This is a genomic window from Streptomyces sp. NPDC059695 (assembly GCF_042733785.1).
In the GTDB taxonomy this organism is placed as follows: domain Bacteria; phylum Actinomycetota; class Actinomycetes; order Streptomycetales; family Streptomycetaceae; genus Streptomyces.
This window is the reverse complement of the sequence record NZ_JBHWFF010000024.1, coordinates 96,724-118,384: the sequence shown is the minus strand read 5'-3', so window position 1 is coordinate 118,384 and position 21,661 is coordinate 96,724. Positions and strand designations below refer to the sequence as shown.

General features: G+C 72.4%; 28 protein-coding genes. 12 read left to right on the top strand and 16 right to left on the bottom strand.

The genetic code is table 11. The annotated features are described in order from the left end of the window. Positions 1–167: 167 nt before the first annotated feature. The 3 genes from ACFV2S_RS27440 to ACFV2S_RS27430 form a co-directional block, all read right to left on the bottom strand. Complete coding sequence (locus ACFV2S_RS27440; protein WP_385564376.1) at positions 168–605, bottom strand: hypothetical protein; 438 nt, start codon at positions 603–605, stop codon at positions 168–170. Next, a complete protein-coding gene (locus ACFV2S_RS27435) occupies positions 602–2,065 on the bottom strand; it encodes an APC family permease (protein WP_385564373.1) in 1,464 nt (487 codons plus the stop codon). Before ACFV2S_RS27435 ends, ACFV2S_RS27440 begins: the two co-directional genes overlap by 4 nt. A 225-nt stretch (positions 2,066–2,290) precedes the next feature. Continuing rightward, positions 2,291–3,199, bottom strand: a complete 909-nt coding sequence (locus tag ACFV2S_RS27430) for a helix-turn-helix domain-containing protein (protein WP_385564394.1) — start codon at positions 3,197–3,199, stop codon at positions 2,291–2,293. 126 nt (positions 3,200–3,325) lie between these two features. On the opposite strand from ACFV2S_RS27430, the gene ACFV2S_RS27425 reads away from it, so the two are divergent. Then, positions 3,326–3,943 carry an MBL fold metallo-hydrolase gene (locus tag ACFV2S_RS27425; protein ID WP_383792755.1) on the top strand — a complete coding sequence of 206 codons (618 nt, stop codon included), beginning with the start codon at positions 3,326–3,328 and terminating at the stop codon, positions 3,941–3,943. Positions 3,944–3,960: 17 nt separating this feature from the next. On the opposite strand, the gene ACFV2S_RS27420 is transcribed toward ACFV2S_RS27425, so the two are convergent. Further along, the gene (locus tag ACFV2S_RS27420) at positions 3,961–4,359 is read right to left on the bottom strand and encodes a MerR family transcriptional regulator (RefSeq protein ID WP_385564369.1); all 399 of its coding nucleotides are present in this window, start codon (positions 4,357–4,359) and stop codon (positions 3,961–3,963) included. Positions 4,360–4,428: 69 nt separating this feature from the next. On the opposite strand from ACFV2S_RS27420, the gene ACFV2S_RS27415 reads away from it, so the two are divergent. Continuing rightward, positions 4,429–4,788, top strand: a complete 360-nt coding sequence (locus ACFV2S_RS27415; protein WP_385564366.1) for a hypothetical protein — start codon at positions 4,429–4,431, stop codon at positions 4,786–4,788. Between the two features lie 162 nt (positions 4,789–4,950). On the opposite strand, the gene ACFV2S_RS27410 is transcribed toward ACFV2S_RS27415, so the two are convergent. The 3 genes from ACFV2S_RS27410 to ACFV2S_RS27400 form a co-directional block, all read right to left on the bottom strand. Then, positions 4,951–5,229 carry an SCO5918 family protein gene (locus ACFV2S_RS27410; RefSeq protein WP_385564363.1) on the bottom strand — a complete coding sequence of 93 codons (279 nt, stop codon included), beginning with the start codon at positions 5,227–5,229 and terminating at the stop codon, positions 4,951–4,953. 99 nt (positions 5,230–5,328) lie between these two features. Then, a complete protein-coding gene (locus ACFV2S_RS27405) occupies positions 5,329–5,532 on the bottom strand; it encodes a cold-shock protein (RefSeq protein ID WP_189803101.1) in 204 nt (67 codons plus the stop codon). Positions 5,533–5,812: 280 nt separating this feature from the next. After that, positions 5,813–6,562, bottom strand: a complete 750-nt coding sequence (locus ACFV2S_RS27400) for a class I SAM-dependent methyltransferase (protein WP_385564359.1) — start codon at positions 6,560–6,562, stop codon at positions 5,813–5,815. A 187-nt stretch (positions 6,563–6,749) separates the two neighbouring features. On the opposite strand from ACFV2S_RS27400, the gene ACFV2S_RS27395 reads away from it, so the two are divergent. From ACFV2S_RS27395 to ACFV2S_RS27385, 3 genes are all read left to right on the top strand, one after another. Further along, on the top strand, positions 6,750–8,144 hold the full coding sequence (locus ACFV2S_RS27395; RefSeq protein WP_383792739.1) for a glutamate decarboxylase: 1,395 nt from the start codon (positions 6,750–6,752) through the stop codon (positions 8,142–8,144). Positions 8,145–8,245: 101 nt separating this feature from the next. Further along, on the top strand, positions 8,246–8,656 hold the full coding sequence (locus tag ACFV2S_RS27390) for a VOC family protein (protein WP_385564355.1): 411 nt from the start codon (positions 8,246–8,248) through the stop codon (positions 8,654–8,656). Positions 8,657–8,947: 291 nt separating this feature from the next. Continuing rightward, positions 8,948–9,385 carry an iron chaperone gene (locus tag ACFV2S_RS27385; RefSeq protein WP_385564391.1) on the top strand — a complete coding sequence of 146 codons (438 nt, stop codon included), beginning with the start codon at positions 8,948–8,950 and terminating at the stop codon, positions 9,383–9,385. A gap of 4 nt (positions 9,386–9,389) precedes the next feature. Here the strand turns inward: ACFV2S_RS27385 and ACFV2S_RS27380 are convergent, their stop codons facing one another. Beyond that, a complete protein-coding gene (locus tag ACFV2S_RS27380; protein WP_385564353.1) occupies positions 9,390–10,484 on the bottom strand; it encodes an alkene reductase in 1,095 nt (364 codons plus the stop codon). A 147-nt stretch (positions 10,485–10,631) separates the two neighbouring features. On the opposite strand from ACFV2S_RS27380, the gene ACFV2S_RS27375 reads away from it, so the two are divergent. The 3 genes from ACFV2S_RS27375 (at position 10,632) to ACFV2S_RS27365 (ending at position 13,287) form a co-directional block, all read left to right on the top strand. Next, entirely contained in the window at positions 10,632–11,510 is an 879-nt protein-coding gene (locus tag ACFV2S_RS27375) for a LysR family transcriptional regulator (protein WP_385564350.1), read from the top strand. Positions 11,511–11,691: 181 nt separating this feature from the next. Continuing rightward, positions 11,692–12,051, top strand: coding sequence for a hypothetical protein (locus ACFV2S_RS27370; RefSeq protein WP_385564347.1), 360 nt, complete (start codon positions 11,692–11,694; stop codon positions 12,049–12,051). Between the two features lie 432 nt (positions 12,052–12,483). Further along, positions 12,484–13,287: a GNAT family N-acetyltransferase gene (locus ACFV2S_RS27365; RefSeq protein WP_385564345.1), complete on the top strand. Its 804-nt coding sequence runs from the start codon at positions 12,484–12,486 to the stop codon at positions 13,285–13,287. Between the two features lie 64 nt (positions 13,288–13,351). Here ACFV2S_RS27365 and ACFV2S_RS27360 read toward each other — a convergent pair whose 3' ends face one another. After that, positions 13,352–14,044: a DUF6585 family protein gene (locus ACFV2S_RS27360; protein WP_385564342.1), complete on the bottom strand. Its 693-nt coding sequence runs from the start codon at positions 14,042–14,044 to the stop codon at positions 13,352–13,354. 454 nt (positions 14,045–14,498) lie between these two features. On the opposite strand from ACFV2S_RS27360, the gene ACFV2S_RS27355 reads away from it, so the two are divergent. Next, a complete protein-coding gene (locus ACFV2S_RS27355; protein ID WP_385564339.1) occupies positions 14,499–15,329 on the top strand; it encodes a hypothetical protein in 831 nt (276 codons plus the stop codon). Between the two features lie 170 nt (positions 15,330–15,499). Here ACFV2S_RS27355 and ACFV2S_RS27350 read toward each other — a convergent pair whose 3' ends face one another. The 6 genes from ACFV2S_RS27350 to ACFV2S_RS27325 all read right to left on the bottom strand — a co-directional run bounded on the left by ACFV2S_RS27350 (position 15,500) and on the right by ACFV2S_RS27325 (position 19,347). Further along, positions 15,500–15,772 carry a hypothetical protein gene (locus ACFV2S_RS27350; protein WP_385564336.1) on the bottom strand — a complete coding sequence of 91 codons (273 nt, stop codon included), beginning with the start codon at positions 15,770–15,772 and terminating at the stop codon, positions 15,500–15,502. Positions 15,773–15,813: 41 nt separating this feature from the next. After that, the gene (locus ACFV2S_RS27345; RefSeq protein ID WP_385564333.1) at positions 15,814–16,092 is read right to left on the bottom strand and encodes a hypothetical protein; all 279 of its coding nucleotides are present in this window, start codon (positions 16,090–16,092) and stop codon (positions 15,814–15,816) included. A 105-nt stretch (positions 16,093–16,197) separates the two neighbouring features. Then, the gene (locus tag ACFV2S_RS27340; protein WP_385564330.1) at positions 16,198–16,407 is read right to left on the bottom strand and encodes a hypothetical protein; all 210 of its coding nucleotides are present in this window, start codon (positions 16,405–16,407) and stop codon (positions 16,198–16,200) included. Between the two features lie 4 nt (positions 16,408–16,411). Beyond that, entirely contained in the window at positions 16,412–16,966 is a 555-nt protein-coding gene (locus ACFV2S_RS27335) for a DUF5994 family protein (RefSeq protein WP_385564327.1), read from the bottom strand. A gap of 222 nt (positions 16,967–17,188) precedes the next feature. Beyond that, positions 17,189–18,388: a PP2C family protein-serine/threonine phosphatase gene (locus ACFV2S_RS27330; protein ID WP_385564324.1), complete on the bottom strand. Its 1,200-nt coding sequence runs from the start codon at positions 18,386–18,388 to the stop codon at positions 17,189–17,191. Between the two features lie 299 nt (positions 18,389–18,687). Beyond that, positions 18,688–19,347 (bottom strand): type III effector protein, encoded by a 660-nt coding sequence (locus ACFV2S_RS27325; RefSeq protein ID WP_385564320.1) that lies wholly within the window; start codon positions 19,345–19,347, stop codon positions 18,688–18,690. A gap of 111 nt (positions 19,348–19,458) precedes the next feature. On the opposite strand from ACFV2S_RS27325, the gene ACFV2S_RS27320 reads away from it, so the two are divergent. From ACFV2S_RS27320 to ACFV2S_RS27310, 3 genes are all read left to right on the top strand, one after another. Beyond that, positions 19,459–19,893, top strand: a complete 435-nt coding sequence (locus tag ACFV2S_RS27320; RefSeq protein WP_385564317.1) for an Hsp20/alpha crystallin family protein — start codon at positions 19,459–19,461, stop codon at positions 19,891–19,893. 100 nt (positions 19,894–19,993) lie between these two features. Next, positions 19,994–20,407: a DUF2267 domain-containing protein gene (locus ACFV2S_RS27315; RefSeq protein ID WP_385564388.1), complete on the top strand. Its 414-nt coding sequence runs from the start codon at positions 19,994–19,996 to the stop codon at positions 20,405–20,407. A gap of 61 nt (positions 20,408–20,468) precedes the next feature. Further along, on the top strand, positions 20,469–20,936 hold the full coding sequence (locus ACFV2S_RS27310) for a DUF2267 domain-containing protein (RefSeq protein ID WP_385564314.1): 468 nt from the start codon (positions 20,469–20,471) through the stop codon (positions 20,934–20,936). 259 nt (positions 20,937–21,195) lie between these two features. On the opposite strand, the gene ACFV2S_RS27305 is transcribed toward ACFV2S_RS27310, so the two are convergent. Further along, positions 21,196–21,537, bottom strand: a complete 342-nt coding sequence (locus ACFV2S_RS27305) for a MerR family transcriptional regulator (RefSeq protein ID WP_385564311.1) — start codon at positions 21,535–21,537, stop codon at positions 21,196–21,198. Positions 21,538–21,661 lie beyond the last annotated feature (124 nt).

The following is a 21,661-nucleotide window of genomic DNA, read 5'->3' as shown; positions in this document are numbered from 1 at the left end:
CCCCGCGCGCCCCGCCCCCCCCCAACCCCCCCCCAACCCGGAGGCGCGCCCCTGCCAGTCCCCCGCGACCCCCCCCTACCCCCCGCGCGCGGGGGGGGGGGCGGGGGCGGCGGGGACTCCCGGCCGTGCCGGGAGTCCCTGGGAACGGCGTGGTCACGCCCTCGACGTCACCGGCGGACGGTGTCGTCGGTCTTGAGGTCCTCCACCTCGTCGTCGAACTCGTCCAGCTTGTCCGGGCAGTAGACCTGGAGGACGATCCGCTCCGCGTCGACGGCCTTGGTGTCGGAGATGACGGGCCGCATGCCGGGGCCGGTGGCGCCGTTGGACTGCTGGATCTTCCACAGCGCCGTCTTCAGGGCGTTGCCCGGCTGCTCGCAGACCTGGCCGCCGTCGGTGCCGAGGAGCCGCTCGACGGTGTCGGTGTCGGGGGACGGGTATCCGGCCTTCACCAGGGCTTCCTGGAGCTGGTGGGCCTTGGACTCGGTCTGCTTGTTCGTCCTCACGACCGAGTACTTGACGAGGCCGGTGATGACGAGGCCGACGAGGATGACGATCGCGCCCCAGTAGATCCACTTGTGCTCGGAGGCGAAGCGGGTGGGACTCATGCCCGGTCTCCCTCGCTCGGGACGTCGGCGTTGGCCGTGCGCCAGCTCGGCTTGCGGAACTTCAGGAAGGCCCAGGGGATCAGGAAGCCCAGGATGACCAGGCCGCCGCCGACGATGCCGATGTACGCCCAGACGCTGCCGCTGCCGAACTGGGAGCTCGGGACGAAGCCGATGCAGAGCGCCGCGAGCGAGGCGAGCAGGCCGGTGACGCACAGGACGCCCAGCGCGGGCGCGCGGTAGCCGCGGGGGTGGTCGGGCTGCGTCTTCCGCAGCCGCATCGCCGCGGTGAACATCAGCAGGTAGACGATCAGGTACACCTGCGTGGTGATGACCGAGAAGATCCAGTAGGCGCTGGAGACGTTGGGGATCAGCGCGTACCCCAGGGCGATGATCGTGGTGACGATGCCCTGGGTGACCAGGATGTTCTGCTGGATGCCGTTCTTGTTCAGCTGCTGCAGGAACGGCGGCAGGTAGCCCTCCTGGCGGGAGATCTCCAGCAGGCCCTTCGACGGGCCGGCGAGCCAGGTGAGCATGCCGCCGAGCGAGGCGGACACCAGGGCGACGGCGGCGATCGGGGTGAGCCAGCCGATGTGGAAGTACTGGAAGAAGGCGTCGAACGCCTGCATCACGCCCGCGGTGAGGCTGAGCTGGTCGGCGGGCACGACCCAGCTGATGGCGAGCGCCGGCAGGATGAAGATCAGCAGCACCAGGCCCATGGCCAGGAACATCGACTTCGGGTACTCCCTCGGCGGGTCCTTCAGCGAGGAGACGTGCACGGCGTTCATCTCCATGCCGGAGTACGACAGGAAGTTGTTGACGATCAGCACGAGGCTGGCGAGTCCCGTCCACTGCGGGAGCAGGTGGGACGCGGTCATCGGGGCGGCCGAGGGGTTGCCCTGGCCGAGGAAGACCATGCCGAGGACCACCAGCAGGGTGCCGGGGATCAGGGTGCCGATGATCAGGCCCCAACTGGCCAGTCCGGCGAGCGCCTTGGTGCCCCGCGAGGAGATCCAGACGCCCGTCCAGTAGAGGACCACGATGACGATCGCGGTGTACGGACCGCTGGAGGCGAGGGCCGGGTCGATGATGTACGCGATGGTGGACGCCACGAACCCGAGCAGGCTCGGGTAGTAGAAGATCGTCATCGCGAACTGGCACCACACGGCGAGGAATCCGAGCGGCTTCGAGAGCCCCTCCGAGACCCACCGGTAGACGCCGCCGTTCCAGCCGGAGGCGAGCTCGGCGGAGACGAGGGCGGTCGGCAGCAGGAAGACGATCGCCGGGACGAGGTAGAGGAACACGCAGGCCAGGCCGTAGACGGCCATCGTCGGCGCGGCCCGCAGGCTCGCCACCGACGCGGTGGTCATCAGGGCGAGGGTCACCCAGGTGAGGGTCGTGGGCGCCGGCCGTGTCGCGGCCCGCGGTTTGGGGACGTCGGCCGGTGTGTCGATGCTGCTCAAGGGGGCCTCCCGCAGGTCGGACGATCGGCTCAGCGTCGAACGGCCCCGGGGGCCCGGCAACCGGGGGCGCCCGTACGGGTGAGCGCCCCGACGCCTTCGGGCACGGGGCCCGCCGGGGCCCGTCCGGCGCCGGGTCAGCCGCCGGCCGCGTCCGGCGTGAGGTCAGCCCTTTGCCGGCGACCTCATGCTCCCCCGGGTCGACGTCCCCGCCTTCCTCGCCGCCGGTCAGGACGTACGGCTGAAGGAGCGGCGGTACGCGCGCGGCGGCACGCCCCTGCGGCGGACGAACGGGGCGCGGAGCACCGCCGCGCTGCCGAAGCCGACCGCGCGGGCGATCTCCTCGACCGGGAGGTCCGTCGTCTCCAGGAGCTCCTCCGCCCGGCTGAGGCGCAGGCCGAGCAGCCAGGCGTGCGGGGTGGTGCCGGTCGAGGCCGCGAACCGGCGGGCGAAGGAACGCCGGCTCATCAGGGCCCTGCGGGCCAGCTCGGCGACGGGCAGCGGCTCGTGGAGGTTCTCCCGGGCCCAGGCGAGGACGTCGGCGAGCCGCTCGTCCCCGCTGTCCTCGGGCACGGGCGCCGCCAGGTACTGGGCCTGGCCGCCGTCGCGGTGGGACGGCAGCACCAGGTCCCGGGCGATGGCGTTGGCCGTGGCCGCCCCGTACTCCCGCCGCAGCAGGTGCAGGCAGAGGTCGAAGCCGGCGGCGGCGCCCGCGCCCGTGACGACCGTCCCCTCGTCCACGTAGAGGGCGTCGGGTGCGACGGCGACCTCCGGGTGCCGCTCGGCCAGGAGCCCCGCGAAGCGCCAGTGGGTGGTGGCCCGCCGCCCGTCGAGCAGCCCGGCCGCGGCGAGCGCGAAGGCCCCGACGCAGTGCGCCGCGACCAGCGCCCCGCGCGCGTGCGCGGCGCGCAGCGCGTCGAGCACGGCGGGCGCCGGGGGCGTGCGGAACCCGGCCCACGGCAGGGCGATCACCAGATCGGCACCGGCCAGCCGGTCCAGACCGTGCTCGACCACCAGCGGCAGCCCGACGTCCGTGCGGACGCGGCCCGGCCGGTCGGTGCAGAGCGCGAAGTCGAAGGGGGGCAGCTCCGGACCGCGCGCGTCGAAGACCTCGGAGACGATCCCGGCACCGAGCATGCCGACACCGTGCGGGGCGTAGGCGGCGACGGTCGGGAAGGGCACGGGGCGAGTGTGGCACGATTCCCGCGATCGGTGGCAGCACGGCCACTCGTGAAGGACCGTGGCCCGCAGAAGACTTGGGGCATGACGACGACGAAGCAGACCCCCGCGAGCGACGCCCCCGGCACGCGGACCGCCGCCCACACGATCCTGACCACCGGCTACACCCTCTCCACCGGCCCCGGGGTCGCCGCCACCGTCTCGTACGTCCACGACGGCGACCGGCACGTGATCGTCGACCCCGGCATGGTCGCCGGCCGCGACCGGATCCTCGGCCCGCTGGCCGCGCTCGGCCTCGGCCCCGACGACATCACCGACGTCGTGCTGAGCCACCACCACCCCGACAACACCATGAACGTCGGTCTCTTCGGCCGGGCCCGCGTCCACGACCACAAGGCGATCTACGAGAACGACCAGTGGACCGACCGGGACGCCGAGGGCCACGAACTCACCCCGTCCCTGCGCCTGATCCGCACCCCCGGCCACAGCGCCGAGGACATCACCCTCCTCGCGGGCACCGCGGACGGCGTCGTCGCCTTCGTGGGGGACCTCTGGTGGCGCCCGAACGGCCCCGTCGAGGACCCGGTGGCTCCCGACCACACGGTCCTGCGCGCCTCGCGCCTGCGCGTCCTCGCCGCCGCCGACGTCATCGTCCCGGGCCACGGCCCCGCCTTCCCGGCGGACGACACCGCGCCGCGCTAGGACGGCACCGCGCCGCGCTAGCGGGCGCCCGGGCCCCCGCGGGGTTCCTCGGACGGGTCCCCCTCCGTACCTGCGCCGGCGTCCTGGCCCGCCCCCGCCTGCTCCGCCGCGCGGCGGTACTCGGCGTTGATGCGCTGGGCCTCCTCCAGCTGGTCCTCCAGGATGACGATGCGGCAGGCGGCCTCGACCGGAGTTCCCTGGTCGACGAGCTCACGGGCGCGCGCCGCGATCCGCAGCTGGTAGCGGGAGTAGCGCCGGTGGCCGCCCTCGGAGCGCAGCGGCGTGATGAGGCGGGCCTCGCCGATGGCGCGGAGGAACCCGGGGGTGGTGCCGAGCATCTCGGCGGCCCGCCCCATCGTGTACGCCGGGTAGTCGTCGTCGTCGAGCCGGTCGCCGAGCGGACTGTCCGCTGTCATCTGCACCTCTTCTTGGGGCCCTGGAGGAAATTCAACCACCAGCGGGTGCGGCGCCTAGAATCGGCTCTCATGTCGAAGCCTGACGAGCTGCTCGTCGACCTTGCCGCCACGGTGGAGTCCGGGCGGAGCAACCAGATGTCGCTGACCGTGGTCGCGGGGGGTGTGGTACTCACCGGGCGACTGGCTCCGGAAGCCCTGTGGAGACAGCGCGTGTCGGAGGTCCTGACGGACTCGTCCCGGCTGGGCGAGTTCTCCGGCGTCTTCAGCCCCGTCGTACGGAACGACGAACCCCCCACCCACCTCCACTTCCATCTCGCGCGGATTCTCCAGGGCACGGTGGGCATGCCGGAGAGCGGCGGCATGTACCGCGTCGCGATCGCGGACGTCAGCGCCTGGACCGTGGGGGACTTCAGCTACTCCGACCACTGAAGGCGACTTCGACGGCTGAGGACGCCTCCGACCGCCGGGGGCGACCTCGGCCGCCGAGGACGACCTCGACCGCCGCTCCGACCGCCGGGCGCGCCCCGGTCATGACGCCGCCCCGCACCGGATGTCCCGGTACGGGGCGACGTTCGTGCGGTCGGAGCGCCGTCAGAAGCTCTCGGCGGACGCGTCCTCCGCGGGCCCGGGCAGGGCGGAGGCGGTGCCGCAGGTGAAACCGAGGCGGGTCATGGCGCGGACGACCTCAGCGGAGCTGAAATCGCGGCGGTCCTGGCGCGTGACGACCTGCCCCACCTGTTTCGCGGGATAGCGGCGACGGCCGATGGTCACGAAGTCGCCGACGGCCTGCTCCGGCTTGACGCCGCTCATCGACGCCATGACGTCGGCCTTCGTCAGGTCGAAAGGGAATCGGGCGATGATGACGCGCATGATGCCTCTCAGGGGCAGGGGATGGGGGAACCACCGGAAACGCGACGAGCCGGGACCCGCACCCCAAGGTGCGGGTCCCGGCTCGTACCGCGCGTCGCGTCAGGCGGAGACGATGTTCTCGGCCGTCGGGCCCTTCTGGCCCTGCGCGATGTCGAAGGTCACCTTCTGGCCTTCCTGGAGCTCACGGAAGCCCTGCGAGGCGATGTTCGAGTAGTGCGCGAACACGTCCGGGCCGCCGCCGTCCTGCGCGATGAAGCCGAAGCCCTTTTCCGCGTTGAACCACTTCACGGTGCCAGATGCCATGTCTTTTTCTCCTTCGGGGCAAAGCTCGGAATCCACACCGTGCGGATTCCGTGTCGCCGCGATGATCGCCCCGACCGGAAAAGACCGACCAGCCGGAAAAACCCGGCCTTGCTCATGCTTTGGGAACCACAACTGCAACTGCTATCGACAGTAGCACGGGAGATGTGGTCCGAAGAGGTGAGTTAATTCTCCCGGCCTGTGCGGGTGAGAAATTCTCGCGGGGCTTGATGCTGAATTCTCACTTCGCGATATCAGATTTCCTGGTACGGCTCTGCGCCGGTCAGCGCCTGACGCCCGAGACCACGAGGAACGGCGGATGGCCGGCCTCCGCCGGATCGCCGCCGAGCAGCGCCGACGTGTGGGTGAGCACCGGCTCGTGGACGTCCAGGTCGGTGAACCCGGCCTTGCCGAGCACGTCGAGGTACGTCTGGCACGGCCAGTGGTGGTCGGTCCGCTCCAGCGGAGCGGCGCCGCCGGGCCGCTCCAGGCGCGACCGGCGCCGCTCGCCCTTGGTGTAGACACGCCCGGGCTCGCCGCTGCGGAACGTGGAGAAGCGGATGCCCGTCGTGCGGGGATTGGCGTCCAGGACGGCGAACCGGCCGCCGGGGCGCAGCACCCGGTGCGTCTCGGCGGCGATGTCGTGGAGGGCCTCGATCTCTCCGGCGGTGGTGAAGACGAAGCAGGCCATGGCGGCGTCGACGGAACCGTCGGGGAGGAAGCCGAGACCGCCGTCGTCGGTCTGCCGGTAGTCGATCCGCGGGTGCGGGCGCCGCTCCCGGGCGATCTCCAGCGCGCGGGGCGCGAGGTCGACGGCCACCACACGGGCGTCCGAGGCCTCGACGACGCGGGTGGCGACCTTGCCCGGCCCGCAGCCGTAGTCCAGGACCGTGCGGACGGCGGAGGAGCCGATGCCGAGGGCGTGGAAGACGGCCGGGTAGCCGATGAGGCGCTCGGGTACGTCGTCGTAGGACTCGAGGTCCTCGAAGGCGTCGATGCCGTCGGCCGGGCGCGGGGTCGTGCGAGGGGTCATGAGGTGGGGGCCTTCCGCTGATGATCCACTTCGTCCGGAACGTACTGGTCGGGGGAGCCCCGGGACAGGGCCTGGGCGGCCCCCTCACCCGGGTGGGTCAACGGTCGCGGCCGCCGCCGGGCGCCCTGCCCGGCCCCGTGGGTTGATGAGAGGACTGTCGACGAGACCGCTGATCGAAGGGGAAACTGTGGCGCTCCACGAGATGAAGGGCCCGAAGAGTGCCGACGCGGCGACCGACGTGTTCGCGTCCGCGCTCAGCGAGCGGGTGCTGCCGAAGCACCGGATGCCGGAGGAGCCCAACCTCCCCTCCGTGGTGTACGCGATGCTCCACAACGAGCTGCTGCTCGACGGCAACGCGTCGCAGAACCTGGCGACGTTCTGCACGACGTGGACGGACGACGAGGTCCGCAAGCTGATGGACGAGTGCCTCGACAAGAACATGATCGACAAGGACGAGTACCCGCAGACCGCCGAGATCGAGTCGCGCTGCGTGAACATCCTGGCCGATCTGTGGAACGCGCCCGGCAGCGCGGACGGCGAGGGCACGGCGCTCGGCTGCTCCACCACCGGCTCCAGCGAGGCCGCCATGCTCGGCGGCCTCGCCCTGAAGTGGCGGTGGCGGGAGAAGCGCCGCGCCGAGGGCAAGCCGACCGACCGGCCCAACCTCGTCTGCGGCCCCGTGCAGATCTGCTGGGACAAGTTCGCCCGCTACTTCGACGTGGAGCTCCGCCAGGTCCCGGTGGAGCCGGGCGCCACCGGGCTGCGCCCGCACCAGCTGAAGGACTACGTCGACGAGAACACCATCGGCGTCGTCGCGATCCTCGGCGTCACGTACACCTGCGACTACGAGCCGGTCGCCGAGCTCTCCGCCGAACTCGACCGGATCCAGGCGGAGTCGGGCCTCGACGTCCCGATCCACGTCGACGCGGCGAGCGGCGGCTTCATCGCGCCCTTCCTCCACCGGGACCTCGTCTGGGACTTCCGGCTGCCGAGGGTCTCCTCCATCAACGCCTCCGGCCACAAGTTCGGCCTCGCGCCCCTCGGTGTGGGCTGGGCCGTCTGGCGCACCGCCGACCTCCTGCCGGAGGACCTCGTCTTCCGGGTGAACTACCTGGGCGGCGACATGCCGACGTTCGCCCTGAACTTCTCCCGCCCCGGCGGCGAGATCGTCGCCCAGTACTACAACTTCCTGCGCCTGGGCCGGGCCGGCTACCGGCGCGTCCAGGAGGCCTGCGCGCTGACCGCCCAGTACCTCGCCGGGAAGATCGAGGCGATGGGCCCGTTCACCCTGCTCTACGACGGGCAGGGCGCGCTGCCCGCGGTCTCGTACACCCTCACCGACCCCGAGGGCGCGGGCTTCAGCCTGTACGACCTCTCCGACCAGCTCCGGATGCGCGGCTGGCAGGTCCCCTCCTACCCGCTGCCCCCCGACCGGCAGGAGACCGTCATCCAGCGCGTCATGATCCGTCACGGCATCGGGAGGGACGAGGTCGACCTGCTGGCGCAGGACATGGGCCGCGCCCTGGAGCGGCTGAGGAACGGCGTGCCGTCGGACGCCGACCGCTCCGGCTTCCACCACTGAGCCGGCCCGGGAGAGGAACGGCCCGGGAGAGGAACGGCCCGGGAGGGAACGGTCAGGATTCGAGAAGCGCGGTACGGGCAGCCCCAACTAGCGTGGTGGGCATGGACATCAGCATTCACACCACCGCCCTTCCGCACGACGACCCGGACGCCTCCCTGGCGTTCTACCGGGACGCCCTCGGCTTCGAGGTCCGCAGCGACGTCGGCCAGGGCAGGATGCGGTGGATCACCGTCGGACCCGCGGGGCAGCCGGGGACGTCGATCCTCCTGGCGCCCCCGGCCGCCGACCCCGGCATCACCGAGGACGAGCGCCGCACGATCGCCGAGATGATGGCCAAGGGCACGTACGGCTGGATCCTCCTGGCCACCGGGAACCTCGACGCCACGTTCGAGAAGGTGCGGGCCGCGGACGCGGAGGTCGTCCAGGAGCCGACGGACCAGCCGTACGGCATCCGCGACTGCGCGTTCCGCGACCCCGCGGGCAACCTGATCCGGATCCAGGAGGTCCGCTAGATGTGCCGCCCGGGGTGGGCGCAGGCGCGCGTCACGGCCCGGCGCCTGGACGACCTCACCCGCATGCGCCGCGTCCGCGACCGCATCGACCGGGAGTACGCCCGCCCGCTGGACGTCCTGGCGCTGGCCCGGGCGGCGGACCTGCCGCCCGCGCTGCTGACCCGCCGGTTCCGCCAGGCCTACGGGGCCGCGCCGTACGACTACCTGCTGACCCGCCGCGCGGAGCGCGCGCACGCTGCGGCTGCACGGCGCCGCGTCCTGACCACCGCACGACCACGAGGGGAACCCACCATGGCCGCGAACGAGAAGTCCTACGACGGTTTCACCGACGACGAGCGCGACGCGATGAAGGAGCACGCCAAGGAGCTGAAGGCGACGAAGCGGCGCGGGGCGAAGGCGGACGTCGAGCCCGAGGTGCTCGCGAAGATCGCCGAGATGCCCGACGAGGACCGGGTCCTCGCCGAGCGCGTCCACGCCCTCGTCAAGGAGAACGCCCCCGGCCTCGCCCCGAAGCTCTGGTACGGCATGCCCGCCTACGCCAGGGACGGCAAGGTCGTGTGCTTCTTCCAGAGCGCCCACAAGTTCAAGTCCCGTTACGCCACGCTGGGGTTCAGCGACCAGGCCGCCCTCGACGAGGGCACCCTGTGGCCCACCTCGTACGCCCTCGCGGCCCTGGACCCGGAGACGGAGAAGCGCATCGCGGTCCTCGTCGCACGGGCGGCGGGCTGATCCCCTAGCCGCGGTCGCCGGCGAGGGCGGGATAGTCCGTGTACCCCTCCGCCCCGCCCACGTACATCAGGCCCCTGTCCCGCAGCGGGTTGAGCGGCGCGCCCCGGCGCAGCCGTTCCACCAGGTCGGGGTTGGCGAGGAAGGCCCGGCCCAGCGCCACGAGGTCCGCCCCGGCGGCCAGCAGCCGCTCGCCCTCCGCCCGGCCGCCGTCGGCGGGCAGCGGTCCGGGCCACGGCAGCGCCGGGTTCGCGATCAGGGTGCCCTCCCAGTGCTTGCGGAGGTGCTGGAAGAGCGGCTGGCCGGGGTCGGCGAAGACGACGTGCAGATAGGCGAGGCCGCTGCCGGAGAGGGCGTCGACCAGCGCGGGGTAGACGGCGTCGGTGTCGTCCTCGCTCATGCCGTTGGCGGTGACGCCGGGAGCGATGCGCAGACCGGTCCGCTCGGGCCCGACCGCCTCCGCGACGGCCCGCACGACCTCCACCACGAAGCGGACGCGGGCGGCCGGGGAGCCGCCGTAGCCGTCGGTGCGGTGGTTGGTCCCGGAGGCCAGGAACTGGTGCAGGAGGTAGCCGTTGCCGCCGTGCACCTCCACCCCGGCGAAGCCCGCGTCGATCGCGCGGCGCGCGGCGGCGGCGAAGTCGGCGACGGTGGTCCCGATGTCGTCGTGGGTCATCTCGACGGGCACCACGGCGGGCTGGTGCCCCCGCGGAGTGAAGATGGTCTCCGGGAGCGCCACCGGCGAGGGCGCCAGCGGGTGGAGGCCGCCGCTGTTGTCGGGGTGCCCGATCCGGCCGCCGTGCTGGAGCTGGGCGAACATCCGGCCGCCCGCGGCGGCGACCGCCTCCGTCACGCGCCGCCATCCGGCGACGTGGGCGTCGGTGTGCAGCGCGGTGATGTTCGGGTACGTCTGCCCGACCGCGTTCGGCGTCGAGGCCTCGGCGACGATCAGCCCGGCCCCGGCGCGCTGGGCGTAGTAGGTGGCCATCAGCGGAGTGGGAACGCCGTCGTCGTCGGCGCGGTTGCGGGTCATCGGCGCCATCACGAGGCGGTTCGGAAGGTCGAGTCCGGCGAGGCGGACGGGGTCGAAGACGGTGGCCATGAGGAACGTCCCTTGCAGGTCGGAGGGTCGGAGAGAACGGAGGAGGGGTGGTTCAAGCCTCCGGCGGACGCCCCGGCCGAACAAGATCGATCTCATCTACGATCGGTGACCCACACTCACCGATGAGGGCATGGGGGGGCCGCCGCGGTGGAACGGCACGAGATCGAGGTCTTCCTGGCGCTCGCCGAGGAGCTGCACTTCCGGCGCACCTCGGAGCGGCTCGGCCTGGCCCAGGGAAGGGTCAGCCAGACCATCAAGAAGCTGGAACGCCGCATCGGGGTCCCGCTGTTCGAGCGCACCAGCCGGCGTGTCTCGCTGACCCCGACCGGGCGGCAGCTCCGCGAGGACCTGCTCCCCGTCCAGCAGCAGCTGCTGCGCGCCGTCGACCGGGCGGTGGCGATGGGCCGGGGCATCACGGGCGAGCTGCGCGTCGGATACTCCAGCCCGATGGTCGCGGAGATCCTGCTGAAGGCCGCCGACGCCTTCCGCGACCGCTACCCGGACTGCGCCGTCGAGATCCACGAGGTGCAGCTCTCCGACCCCTTCGGACCGATACGGAGCGGCCGCGTCGACCTCCAGGTCACCGAGCAGCCGGTGGACGAACCCGACCTCGCGGTCGGCCCGGCGGTCCTGACCGAGCCCCGGGTCCTGATGGTCCCGGCCGGCCACCCCTTCGCCCGCCGCGCGTCCGTGTCGCTGGAGGACCTGGCGGAGACGACGCTCATCGCCATGTCGGGGGACGTGCCGCAGCACTGGCTCGACCACCACTACCCGCGCCGCACCCCGCGGGGCGCGCCCATCGCGCACGGCCAGACCGCCACGTACTGGACGGAGCTCATGAACCTGGTGGGCCTGGGCCGGGGCGTCTCCCCGGCCAGCCAGGACGCCGAGCGCTACCACGCCCGCCCGGACGTCGTCTGGGTCCCGTTCCGCGACGCCCCGACCGTCGACTACCGCTTCCTCTGGCCGACCGCCTCGGAGAACGCCCGGATTCGCGCCTTCGTGGACACGGTGCGGGAGCTCTAGGCGGGGCCCGGACGGCCGCCGCCCCCACGGGTGCGCCCCCGGTCCCGCCCGGTACTGCCGCACCCGGGAAGTCCCGGGGCCGTCAGGACTGCCGGGGTGCGCCCCGGCGCCCCGTGACGCGGGATGACAGCCTTGTCCGTGCGCCCGGGCGGGCGGGACCCGAGAGGACGGAAGGACCGGGGTGACGGCGAGGCGGGGCGGGACCGGCGAGGCCGGGTGGGTGGTCGCGGGGTGCTGGGCGTGGTGCGCCCTGAGCGTGGCGGTCCTGTCCCTGCCGGGCGGCCGGTCGCTGCCCGTGGCCCTGCCCGTGATGGCGGTGCTCGTGAGGTGGTTCTGGGGGCGCCGGGACTGGGCGGCGGGCGTGGCGGCGGGCCGCGCGGGGTCGTTCCTCGTCCTGGCGGCCGTGGACCGTCTGCGCCCGCTGACGGGCCGGGCCGTGGCCGATCCGCTCACCGTGGGTCTGGGCGCCACGGTGGCGGTCGCCGTCTTCGTGCTGATCACACGGGCGAGGACGGCCCGCGGGGAGCGGAAGCGTGCCTGAGGGCCCGCGGCCGCGCGTGTTCCCGGTGTCGGTGCGCCGGCGTGCTGCGCCCCCGGACTGCCTCCACGAGGTGGCGGCGACCGTCGTGGGCACGGTGGTGGACGGCCGAAACCCCGCAGGGTGAACCGCAGTTCGTCGCCGCCCCGGCGACGGCCGCCCCGCGGGCCGGGGTCTTCGTCGCGTCCGCCGGAGGCCGGGCCTCGTCCGGGCCCGCCGTTACGGGGAGCGGGCCTGCCCTGTTCGTCGGCGACCTCGCCGGCGTACCGCTGCAACCGGCCTCCTGGCCGGCGCTGTTGCCCGCGGTGGCGTGGTGGGTCCGTCGCCGCGGACTCCGTGGCCGCGGACTCCGTGGCCGGGGACGTCACGCGGCTCTGCCGGCCCGATGACCGATCAGCCTGCTCGGGACGCCACTTGAGCACTACCGTAGGCGCAATGACCACAAGATCTTCTTCGGCCGGCCACCCCACGGCCGCAGCCGCGACCGCGCCCGTGACCCTCGCCGAGGCGCCCCTGCGCCAGGCCCGCAACTCCGCCGCCCTCTGGATCGCGACCGGACTGAGCCGGGGGCACGAGGTCGTCCGGCGCCGCGGCTTCGTCGCCGTCGACGGCGACGAGCGGGCCGGCACCCGGATCCTGGTCCAGGAGCCCGACCTCGACGCGGGCGAGCTGGCCGAGCTGGGCGAGCTGGTGCGTCGGGCCGCGGGCCCGGTGAACGTCGAGGACCCCTTCGGCGCGACCGACCTGAGCCACCTGGCCCTGCGCACCTGGCAGATGCCGGTCATGCTGCGCCCGCCCGGCCCCGTCGGGGAGCCGTCGCTGGAGGTGGTCAAGGTCCGGAAGCCGGAGGACCTCCAGGCGGCCGAGCGGATCGTGATCGAGGGCTTCGAGCTGACCGGATTCGAGCCGTACCGCCCCGGCGAGCTCTTCCCCCCGGCGCTGATCGAGCAGCCGGGCGTGGACGTGTTCGTCGCCCTGCACGAGGGCGTGGCCGCGGGGGCCGGCGTCAGCGTCGTGGACGACGGCGTCGGCAGCCACTACTGGATCGGTACGGCGACGGCCTTCCGTTCGCGCGGCGTGGGGCGGGCCGTCATGCTCGGCGCCCTCGCCCATGTCGCTGACCTGCCGGTCACCCTCACCGCGTCGAAGCTGGGCAGGCCGTTGTACGAGTCCCTGGGATACACCGTCGCGGCCCCGTCGACCTGGTGGGCCTCCGTCCCGGCCGCCCCGGCGCCGTAGAACCGGGGCCGCCGGACCTCGGCCCGGTGGCCGCACACCGGGCATCGGGCATCGGTTCCCGTGGTCAGGACACGTGCCGGCGCCGCAGCGCCTCGGCGAGGGTCAGGAAGACGGTGAGGTTGGGGAAGCCGGGAGCCGCGAGCGTCATCCACGGCTTGCGCTCGCCGCGACGGCGGATCTCCACGCGGCCCCGCTTCACCTCGACCCGTTCCACCTCCCGCCACCCGATGCGGCGGCCGTCCTGCCCGATGCCGTTGACGTCGAGGTCGACCACCCCGAAGTCGACCCGTCCGCCGGCCTCCAGCCGGGCGGCGTCCCGCGGCACCCGTGCGTGGCCGAAGGCGTCGCCGAGGCCCTCGGCGAACGGGACCATCCCGCCGAACTCGTCCCCCACCACGATCGCGGCACCGTGCTCGGGCTGGACGGTCAGCCGGTGCGTGGTGGCGCTGGTGACCCCGTTGGTCACCGTGACGTCGTGCCGGGTGACGGAGGCGATCTCGTCCCAGGTGTGGGCCCGTGTCTCCCCGCGGTCGTCGTGCCGGAGGACGCCGTGCTCGTACCAGGCCACCCAGATCTTGGGCGGCCGGGGGCGGAGGAACCAGACGAGGAGGAAGTACACGACGAACCCCAGGGGGAGCGCCGCGAGCACGAGCAGCGGAAGCGAGTAGTACCAGGCGCCCTGCTCCCGCTGGTCCTCGATCGCGTACGACAGGGCCAGCCACCCCAGGAACACGCCGAGCACGCCCACGGGCAGCACACCACCCCACGGAAAGCGCTTCGGCTCGTTCTGCACCAGCCCCCGGCGGGCCCCCAGCCCGTGCTCCCGCGCCGCGGTGCGTAACGCGTCCGGGACCCCTGCGGCACTGCGCTCCGACGACACCCAAGCCTCCCCCACCCGGAAACCAGGGCCCCATTATGGAGCTCCGGCGTTCCCCCGCGGTAGAGCCGCCGCCCTGTCAACATGCTTGTGGAGTCAGGCAGTTGCTCCCGGGGCGAGGAGGTCGTTCACCAGCGCTCGGAGCCCGGCCGCATAGGTGTCCTCGGCGGTCAGCGGGCTCGTCACAGGCCGAGTGGCTTCGACGAGGCTGCTCCCCTGCCGCGCCCCTTCGCTCCGATGGCCAGGTCCTTCATGACCCGTGCAGGACGTCCGGATGGGGCGCCCGGTCAGGTCCTCCCCGGTGCCGGCGGTTTCCGCGGCTAGCCTCCGCATCATGCTGCGCATCGTCGACACCCGTACCGGCCGGCTCGTGGAGATTCCCTCCGTACGCCGTCATCTGCTGAGCATCTGCGTCCACCTGCCGGCCGGCGACGCCGGGTTCGGCCTGGGGGACCTGCGGGCGCTCCTGGTCGGTGACGTACTGGCGCGCACAGTGGAGCTGCACGGCCTGCAGTCCCGCACGTTCCGCACCGTGCCGGACCTGCCGCCCGAGCAGGCCGAGGCGCTGGACCGCGCCCTGTCCGCCCTGGGCGTCCACCCGCCCGACACCGTCGGTGTTCACCCTCCGAACGGAGCGCTCTGCGCCGCTGCCGACGTTCACGTCCACGCGTACGGGACCACGGCACCGGACGCGGTGGGCGGGGTCCGCATCGACGTGGGCCGGGTCGGCACGGCACCGGAGGAGAGGGGCGTCCAGGACCGTGCCCCTCTCCCGTCCCCGGGTCTCCTGGCGGCCGTCGCCCCGGAGGGGGCCGATCCGCTGGCCGTGAGGATGTTGATGCTCCGCCACGCCTACCGCACGCCGGTCGTCGTCACCGGTACGGCGCTCGAAGAGGCCCGGCGCACGCTGGCGGACTGGCGGCGGCTGGTGGCCGACTGGGCACAGGAACCGTCCCGGCCGGTCCCCGCCGATCTGGTGCGGCACGCCCATGACGTACTGGCTGATGATCTCGGCGTCCCCGCCGTCCTGGACGCGCTGCTCACCGTGGCGACGGACACCGACGTACCGGCCGGCGCCAAGTTCGAGACGTTCGCGTTTCTCGACCGCGTCCTCGGACTGGACCTCGCGCGCGAGGTGGGTCACCAGCATCAGGCGGCGCCATGACGTCGGGCGCGCGGGCCTCGGGTCGGTGGTCGTGACAACGGCCCCGGCGCATTCACTCCGCCGAGGCCGCCCTTCCGGATCGCCACACGTGAGCGTGCTCGATCCACTTCCACCTTACGACTGCGGGCTGGACGGGGCGAGAGGGAGAGCAGGCCCGTGGGCAGTCCGGCTCAGCCGCGTTCTTCCTCCTCGGCCTCCATACGGCGGATTCCCTGGTGGGTCAGGGAGACCATCGCGGGGGTGTTGCCCGGTTCCCAGTCGACGGTGATCAGGTCCTCGCCGGCGAGGTAGGTGCAGGCGGCGGCCAAGTCGTCCTCCGGGATGCGGAGGTCGTTCCGCAGTTTCCGCCCCGGGACTCCGAGGAGACGGTTGCCTTCGGTGGCTTCGTAGAGGGCGGTCAGGACCCGTTCGCGGTAGACCTGTCGCTCGCGGAGTGTCGCCATGACCGGGTCCTTTCATGCGGGTGAGGAACGGCCGACGCTCCTCACACCTCGTCGACGTGGGTGCCGGTGCGAGGGGACGGTCTGCTGGTGACGAGCCAGGAGAGGGCGGGTTCCGCGGCGGATCCGGTGTCGACGGTGAGGTGGAGCCGTGTGCCGCCTTCGGGCACGGGATAGCTGCGCTGTTCCGCCCCGGCGAAGGAGCATCGGATGACGTGGGCGACCGCGCGGGCGGCTTCGGGGGTGGCGGCGACGATGCGGATCTCGGCGTGTCCGGCCGAGGGCAGGGTCGCGGAGTCGGTGGGGTACTCGGTGGGGTACAAGGTGCGTGGTCCCTTCGGAGGGCGAGCGAGAGGCCGGCGGGTGGGTTGTCCCGGGTGCCGGGTGCCGGGGCCGGGTGCCTCACCCGCCGCCTTCGGCCGGGTTGGTCAGGGCCAGGTGCCCGTCACCTTGCGGCGGGCGGCCGGCTCCGTCGGCGTGGGGTGGCTGTGGCCGGGCGGCCGGCGAATGGCCGGGTGGGGGGCGCTGAAGTGGTGGGCGGTGATGCGTTCGTCGTGCTGGGCGTTGAGCCGGTGGATCAGGCGGGTGCCGAGCGCGATCAGCAGGGCGATGACGGCGATCGTGATCAGGGTTTCCATGGGGTCACCTCCGCAGGTGCCTCGGCATGGCGATCATCCGCGCGCCGACGAGCGGGTGTCGCAGGGGCGCCGGGGCGGCCCCGCCGTCGGTCTCCCAGGCGTCCTCACAGCTGCGGGCGTCCCGCATGCGGCGGCCGGTCGCGGCCTCGTCGGACATCAGGGCACCGGCGGCCAGGACGCTGCCGGGGAGGGCTGCGGCGGTCATGAGCCGGGCGGCTGCGGCGGGTTCGGTCTCGGGCGGGATCACCAGGAGGTCGCAGCGGCTGACGGTGTAGGAGAGCAGGATCATCTTGTCGGGGTCCTGTTCGGTGAACCAGCCGACGTGCACGGTGTGTCCGGCGACGGCGACCTTGTGCGGGACGACGGGCCAGCGGGTGGGGTTCACCGCGACGCGCGTGATGCGTCCGAAGTGCTCCTCCAGTGCGTCGACCAGAGGCGGAAGTTCGACGGCCAGGTCATGCGTACGAGGCCACCAGGCGCCGTCCAGGAGGCCGGTGAGAGTGGTCTTCGGTGTCAGTGAAAGACGCGCCGAAAGCAGGGGTGCAACGGTGGCGGTCATGATCGCGGACCCGTCTCCGGGCCGCCCTGCAGGGCGGCCCAGTGTCTTGATCGCCGGAAACGACGTCCGCGTGGGAGCGGGTGCTCGACTTACTCCCGGTACTTTCAGCGTACTCCGCTCAGTGGTCGGACGAGCGCCTCTGACCAGGTGATTTCCCGCCGGGCACGCCGTCCGGGCGATGGCCGCGTGCATGACGCCCGATGCGGCACGTGACGCCGTGGCTCATCCGCGCCACTCGACCAGGACCAGCGTGGCGTCGTCCGAAGTGGCGTTGTCCCGCGCCCGCTTGAGGGTGTGGGAGAGATCCCGTACCACCGTGCGGACCTCACGGTCCGCCCGCTCCAGTCGGTTCACCCAGTCGATCAGCTGTTCCTCGCCGAACTCCTCCTGGCCGCTCTGGTGTTCCTCGACCAGCCCGTCGGTGAAGCAGAGGACGCGATCCCCCGCGTCGAGCATCACTTCGCTGACCTGCGGCTGGGCTCCTCCGAAACCGACGGGCAGGGTCGTGGGGCTGTCCAGACGGCCCACGACGCGGTGCCGGCGGATCAGCATCGGGGAGGGGTGCCCGGCGTTGACCCACTGGAGGCGGCCGGTGTTCGTGTCCAGCCGCATCATCTGCGCGGTCACGAAGTGGTCGGGTGCGAACTGCTCGGACACGGCCCGGTCCATGAAGAGGTAGATCTCGGAGAGCTCGATGCTGATCCGGCGGGCGTGCCGGTACGCGCCGATGGCCACGGTGGCCATCGTGGCCGCGTCCAGACCGTGACCCATGGCGTCGATCATGGCGAGGTGGAAGGTGTCCCCGTTCAGGGCGTAGTCGAAGCTGTCGCCCGCCACGTCGTAGGCGGGCTCCAGAACGCCGGCGACGGTGACGCGCGGCGTCACCATCGACAGGGGCGGCAGCAGCGACCACTGGATCTCGGCGGCGACGCTCATCGGTTCGCTGCGACGGGTGCGGAAGAAGAGGTCGGTGTGGCCGTTCTTGGTCTGCATCATGTCGGCGATCAGCCCGGCGATCCTGCGCAGCAGGCGGCGGTCGGCGTCGTCGACGGTGTCCAGCGTGACGGCAAGGACGCCCGACTGGTCGCCCCCGGCCACCAGCGGCAGCAGGACCCGTACGCCGTCGGCCAGCACGAGTTCGACCGGGCGTGAGGTGAGGAGGCACCGGCCCGCGTCCGAGTCGTCGATGACCTGCGGTGCCCCGCCCGCCAGCCCTTCGCCCGGCAGGGGGACCAGTCTCTGCTGCCCGTAGTCCTGGAGCAGGATCTGCGGATCCCGTCCCCCCAGCCGCGCCACCGTATCGGCGAGCACCGGCCCGACCAGATGCGCCGGCAGCTCGTGGGCCCGGTCCAGGAGCCGGCCCAGCAGCCCCTCTCCGAAGCTCTCCGAGCGATCCGGGTCTCCGGGCGGTCCGACGGTCATCCCGCTCCCTCCCGTAGGGCGACGGACGGGCTGCGCGGTGCCGTCCGTGCAGGGACCGGCGCAGGCCCGGGGGCGGCCGATGCCCGGCGGGCACGGGGCCGGGCCCGTCGGCGGCGATCTCGCCCCCAGGATGCCCCTCGGCGGCAGGGCACGCCACACGACGACGAAGGCCCCGGTCACTCACCGGGGCCTTCGTTCACGAGCGGATGACGGGAATCGAACCCGCGCCATAAGCGTGGGAATCACCCGGCACTTGAGTGCGTGCGTTCCGCCTGACCTGCGAGAACGGTCATCGGCGGCTATGGGGTGCCGGAACGGCGCTGATCGCTTTCGTCGCGGAGGTGAGCGGTGCGCCGGGTAAGGATGTTGACGCGCTCGGCCAGGTCGGGACGCAGGGGGGCGAGGTCGGCCTGGGCGCGCGCGAGCGGCTCGAGGAGCAGGGCCGGGTCACTGTCCGCGAGTGCCGCGGACAGGCCTTCTCGCGCGTCTGCGGGCAGGGCGTCGAGGGCGGTGATCTGCCCGGCGAGCTGGCGCAGGTCGGCGGCGTTTCCTCGGGCCCAGGCCGTCACCGTGCGATCGGCGGCTCGGCGGTCGCGAGTCGTCTGGACGCGTTGCTCGCCGGTGGTGCCGGGGCTGCCCGGACGTACCCGCAGGTAGCGGCGTTCGGCGGCCTGTCGGCTCGTGACGCCCAGCGGGTGGGCGAGTTCGGCCCAGCTGGCACCCGCGTCCCGGGCTGCCTCGATGAATCCGGGTTCCCATGCGGCGAGCTGTTCGCGCAGTTCGCGCAGGAGGAGGAGTGCGGTGAGCGTCTCCTCTGACGAGCTGTGCCGGGTCCTGTCGGGCGCGGTCGTGGACTGGGCCGCACGTACGGCTTCGTCGATCGCGGTCAGGGCCGCGAGGGCCGCATGGAAGGTGACCGGGTGGTCGGCTCCTGTCACGGAATCACGCCCTCTCAGCATGTCGTCCATTCGTTGACGTCGAACTTGTCGTCGTTCCGTTGACATGTTACAACGGTGTCAGATGCAGCGCATTGGCAGTCACTGCCTGATTCCGACTGGAGGTGTTTCGCGATGTTGATGCGCACCGACCCGTTCCGCGAGCTCGACCGCCTCACCCAGCAGATGCTGGGTACCACCGGGACCTGGTCACGACCTTCCGCCGTACCGATGGACGCCTACCGCGAGGGCGACGTCTACGTCATCGCCCTCGACCTGCCCGGCGTCTCGCCGGACGCGATCGACATCGACGTCGAGCGGAACATGCTGACGGTCAAGGCCGAGCGCCGCCCCGTCGCGAAGGCCGACGACGTCCAGATGGAGCTGTCCGAGCGGCCCCTCGGCGTCTTCTCCCGACAGCTGATGCTGGCCGACACCCTCGACACCGAGAAGATCACGGCCGACTACGAGGCGGGCGTGCTCACGCTGCGCATCCCGATCGCGGAGCGTGCCAAGCCCCGCAAGATCACCATCGGCCGGGGCGACGGCCCGCGGCAGATCAGCGGCTGAGCCGTAAGGAAAGCCGGGAGCGGAGGGTGGAAGCCTTTCCCCCTCCTCCGCCCTCCGCTCCCCGTCGTCCCGCATCCACGGATGCGAGAAGGGGGTCGTGATGAGACTGCGATGGCAGGCGTTCCTCGACAAGACCCAGGAGCGCGGCGACTACAGCTCGCCCCAGGAGGCCGAACGCGCCGCACGCATCGTGCTGGCACTGCTCGGCGCCCATCTGGTCGGCGATGTGCGGGCCGCGCTCGCCGCCCGGCTGCCGGAGACCTTCGCCGTCGTGCTCCTCAACCCGCTCCAGGCCACCGAGCCCCTCTCGCCGGAACGCTTCGTACGCGCGACGGCCGCCTGGATCGAAGGAGCCACCGAGCGGACCGCCGCCTGGGACGTCAGCGCCGTCCTCAGCGTCGCAGCCGAAGCGGCCGGCGAGGAACTGACCGCCCGGATGCTCCTGCAGCTTCCCCCCGGCTACGACCTCCTCTTCGGCCGGCCGCACCGCACCTGGTCGGCCGGCACCTGTTGACACGTGTTCGCTCCGCCCGGCCGAAGCACCGGGCCCGAAGAGAACGGCGATCTCCACCAGCATGACGCTTCAGACCGAGACCCCGGCAGCCCCCGCGTCCGGACCCACCGGCGCGGCGCCCTACTCCGCCATGCTCGAGCGGGTGCGCTACGAGGGGGCCTACCCGACCCTCGAGCGGGCCGATGAGGCCATCCGTTCCGTACTCGCCTCTCTGGGGCGACAGCTCGTCGGCGACGAACGCGTCGACCTCGCGGCCTGCCTCCCCGTCGAAGCCGCTCTGGTCCTCACCGCCCAGATCCCTGCCGTCGCACCCCTCACCGGATGGGAGTTCGTCAAGGACCTCGCCCAGCGCTCCGGCAGCACCCCCGCCACCGCCCGATGGAACGTCGGCGCCGTCCTCGCCGCCGTGTCCCAGCTCGCCGGAGCCGAACTCATCGACCGCATCATCAGCCGACTCCCGTCCGGCTACGCCCTGCTCTTCGGCAAGGCCGAACTCCACCAGCCCCACTACAGGTCCGGCACCGCCTGATTCCCGGGCGCTCCTCGGACCTGTCGTCCCACGGTGTCGGCGGAAGGCCGCCGGCACCCCACGGGCCGGGGGCAGGCCGAGGAACCTCGGCCGGGCGGGGTGGAGGACGGGCGGGATGAGGAACGGCCTTGCGTCACCCGGTCCCGATGCGGTCGCCGTCCGCGATCAACGCGGTGCCCGCGGCCGGCCCGGCCGCCGCCCGGTGGTGTTCTCACGGCCTCCCGCACGACGCCGTGCCCACCGATGGCCTGGAGCCGTTTCAGTCGGCGTCGGTGTGATCGGCCTGTTGAGTCGCTGTGCGGCGGTACTCGGCGTTGATGCGCTGTGCCTCTTCGAGCTGGTCTTCCAAGACGATGATGCGGCAGGCGGCCTCGATGGGGGTGCCCTGGTCGACGAGTTCCCGGGCGCGGGCGGCGATGCGCAGCTGGTAGCGGGAGTAGCGCCGGTGACCGCCCTCGGAGCGCAGCGGGGTGATCAGACGGGCGTCGCCGATGGCGCGGAGGAAGCTCTGAGTGGTGCCGATCAATTCGGCGGCCCGGCCCATCGTGTAGGCGGGGTAGTCGTCGTCGTCGAGACGGCCGTACGAGTCATCTGCTGTCATTTGCACCTCTCTGCGGAACGCGTCGAGGGGGGCCGGGGGGGGGAACAACAAAGGGCACCCCAAAACAAAAAAAACCCCAACCAGCACCCCAAAACCGCACCCAAGAGGGGGGCGCCCCACCCCA

What these genes read in the sequence shown, in the direction of transcription:
- ACFV2S_RS27430 (WP_385564394.1), bottom strand. Translation starts at nt 3,199, where the DNA reads ATGCTCGGTGCCGGGATCGTCTCCGAGGTCTTCGACGCGCGCGGTCCG.
- ACFV2S_RS27365 (WP_385564345.1), top strand. Translation starts at nt 12,484, where the DNA reads ATGACCACAAGATCTTCTTCGGCCGGCCACCCCACGGCCGCAGCCGCG.
- ACFV2S_RS27310 (WP_385564314.1), top strand. Translation starts at nt 20,469, where the DNA reads ATGACGCTTCAGACCGAGACCCCGGCAGCCCCCGCGTCCGGACCCACC.
- ACFV2S_RS27420 (WP_385564369.1), bottom strand. Translation starts at nt 4,359, where the DNA reads ATGACAGCGGACAGTCCGCTCGGCGACCGGCTCGACGACGACGACTAC.
- ACFV2S_RS27380 (WP_385564353.1), bottom strand. Translation starts at nt 10,484, where the DNA reads ATGGCCACCGTCTTCGACCCCGTCCGCCTCGCCGGACTCGACCTTCCG.
- ACFV2S_RS27405 (WP_189803101.1), bottom strand. Translation starts at nt 5,532, where the DNA reads ATGGCATCTGGCACCGTGAAGTGGTTCAACGCGGAAAAGGGCTTCGGC.
- ACFV2S_RS27330 (WP_385564324.1), bottom strand. Translation starts at nt 18,388, where the DNA reads ATGACCGTCGGACCGCCCGGAGACCCGGATCGCTCGGAGAGCTTCGGA.
- ACFV2S_RS27415 (WP_385564366.1), top strand. Translation starts at nt 4,429, where the DNA reads ATGTCGAAGCCTGACGAGCTGCTCGTCGACCTTGCCGCCACGGTGGAG.
- ACFV2S_RS27305 (WP_385564311.1), bottom strand. Translation starts at nt 21,537, where the DNA reads ATGACAGCAGATGACTCGTACGGCCGTCTCGACGACGACGACTACCCC.
- ACFV2S_RS27320 (WP_385564317.1), top strand. Translation starts at nt 19,459, where the DNA reads ATGTTGATGCGCACCGACCCGTTCCGCGAGCTCGACCGCCTCACCCAG.
- ACFV2S_RS27390 (WP_385564355.1), top strand. Translation starts at nt 8,246, where the DNA reads ATGGACATCAGCATTCACACCACCGCCCTTCCGCACGACGACCCGGAC.
- ACFV2S_RS27350 (WP_385564336.1), bottom strand. Translation starts at nt 15,772, where the DNA reads ATGGCGACACTCCGCGAGCGACAGGTCTACCGCGAACGGGTCCTGACC.
- ACFV2S_RS27340 (WP_385564330.1), bottom strand. Translation starts at nt 16,407, where the DNA reads ATGGAAACCCTGATCACGATCGCCGTCATCGCCCTGCTGATCGCGCTC.
- ACFV2S_RS27425 (WP_383792755.1), top strand. Translation starts at nt 3,326, where the DNA reads ATGACGACGACGAAGCAGACCCCCGCGAGCGACGCCCCCGGCACGCGG.
- ACFV2S_RS27355 (WP_385564339.1), top strand. Translation starts at nt 14,499, where the DNA reads ATGCTGCGCATCGTCGACACCCGTACCGGCCGGCTCGTGGAGATTCCC.
- ACFV2S_RS27335 (WP_385564327.1), bottom strand. Translation starts at nt 16,966, where the DNA reads ATGACCGCCACCGTTGCACCCCTGCTTTCGGCGCGTCTTTCACTGACA.
- ACFV2S_RS27315 (WP_385564388.1), top strand. Translation starts at nt 19,994, where the DNA reads ATGAGACTGCGATGGCAGGCGTTCCTCGACAAGACCCAGGAGCGCGGC.
- ACFV2S_RS27385 (WP_385564391.1), top strand. Translation starts at nt 8,948, where the DNA reads ATGGCCGCGAACGAGAAGTCCTACGACGGTTTCACCGACGACGAGCGC.
- ACFV2S_RS27440 (WP_385564376.1), bottom strand. Translation starts at nt 605, where the DNA reads ATGAGTCCCACCCGCTTCGCCTCCGAGCACAAGTGGATCTACTGGGGC.
- ACFV2S_RS27325 (WP_385564320.1), bottom strand. Translation starts at nt 19,347, where the DNA reads ATGCTGAGAGGGCGTGATTCCGTGACAGGAGCCGACCACCCGGTCACC.
- ACFV2S_RS27400 (WP_385564359.1), bottom strand. Translation starts at nt 6,562, where the DNA reads ATGACCCCTCGCACGACCCCGCGCCCGGCCGACGGCATCGACGCCTTC.
- ACFV2S_RS27410 (WP_385564363.1), bottom strand. Translation starts at nt 5,229, where the DNA reads ATGCGCGTCATCATCGCCCGATTCCCTTTCGACCTGACGAAGGCCGAC.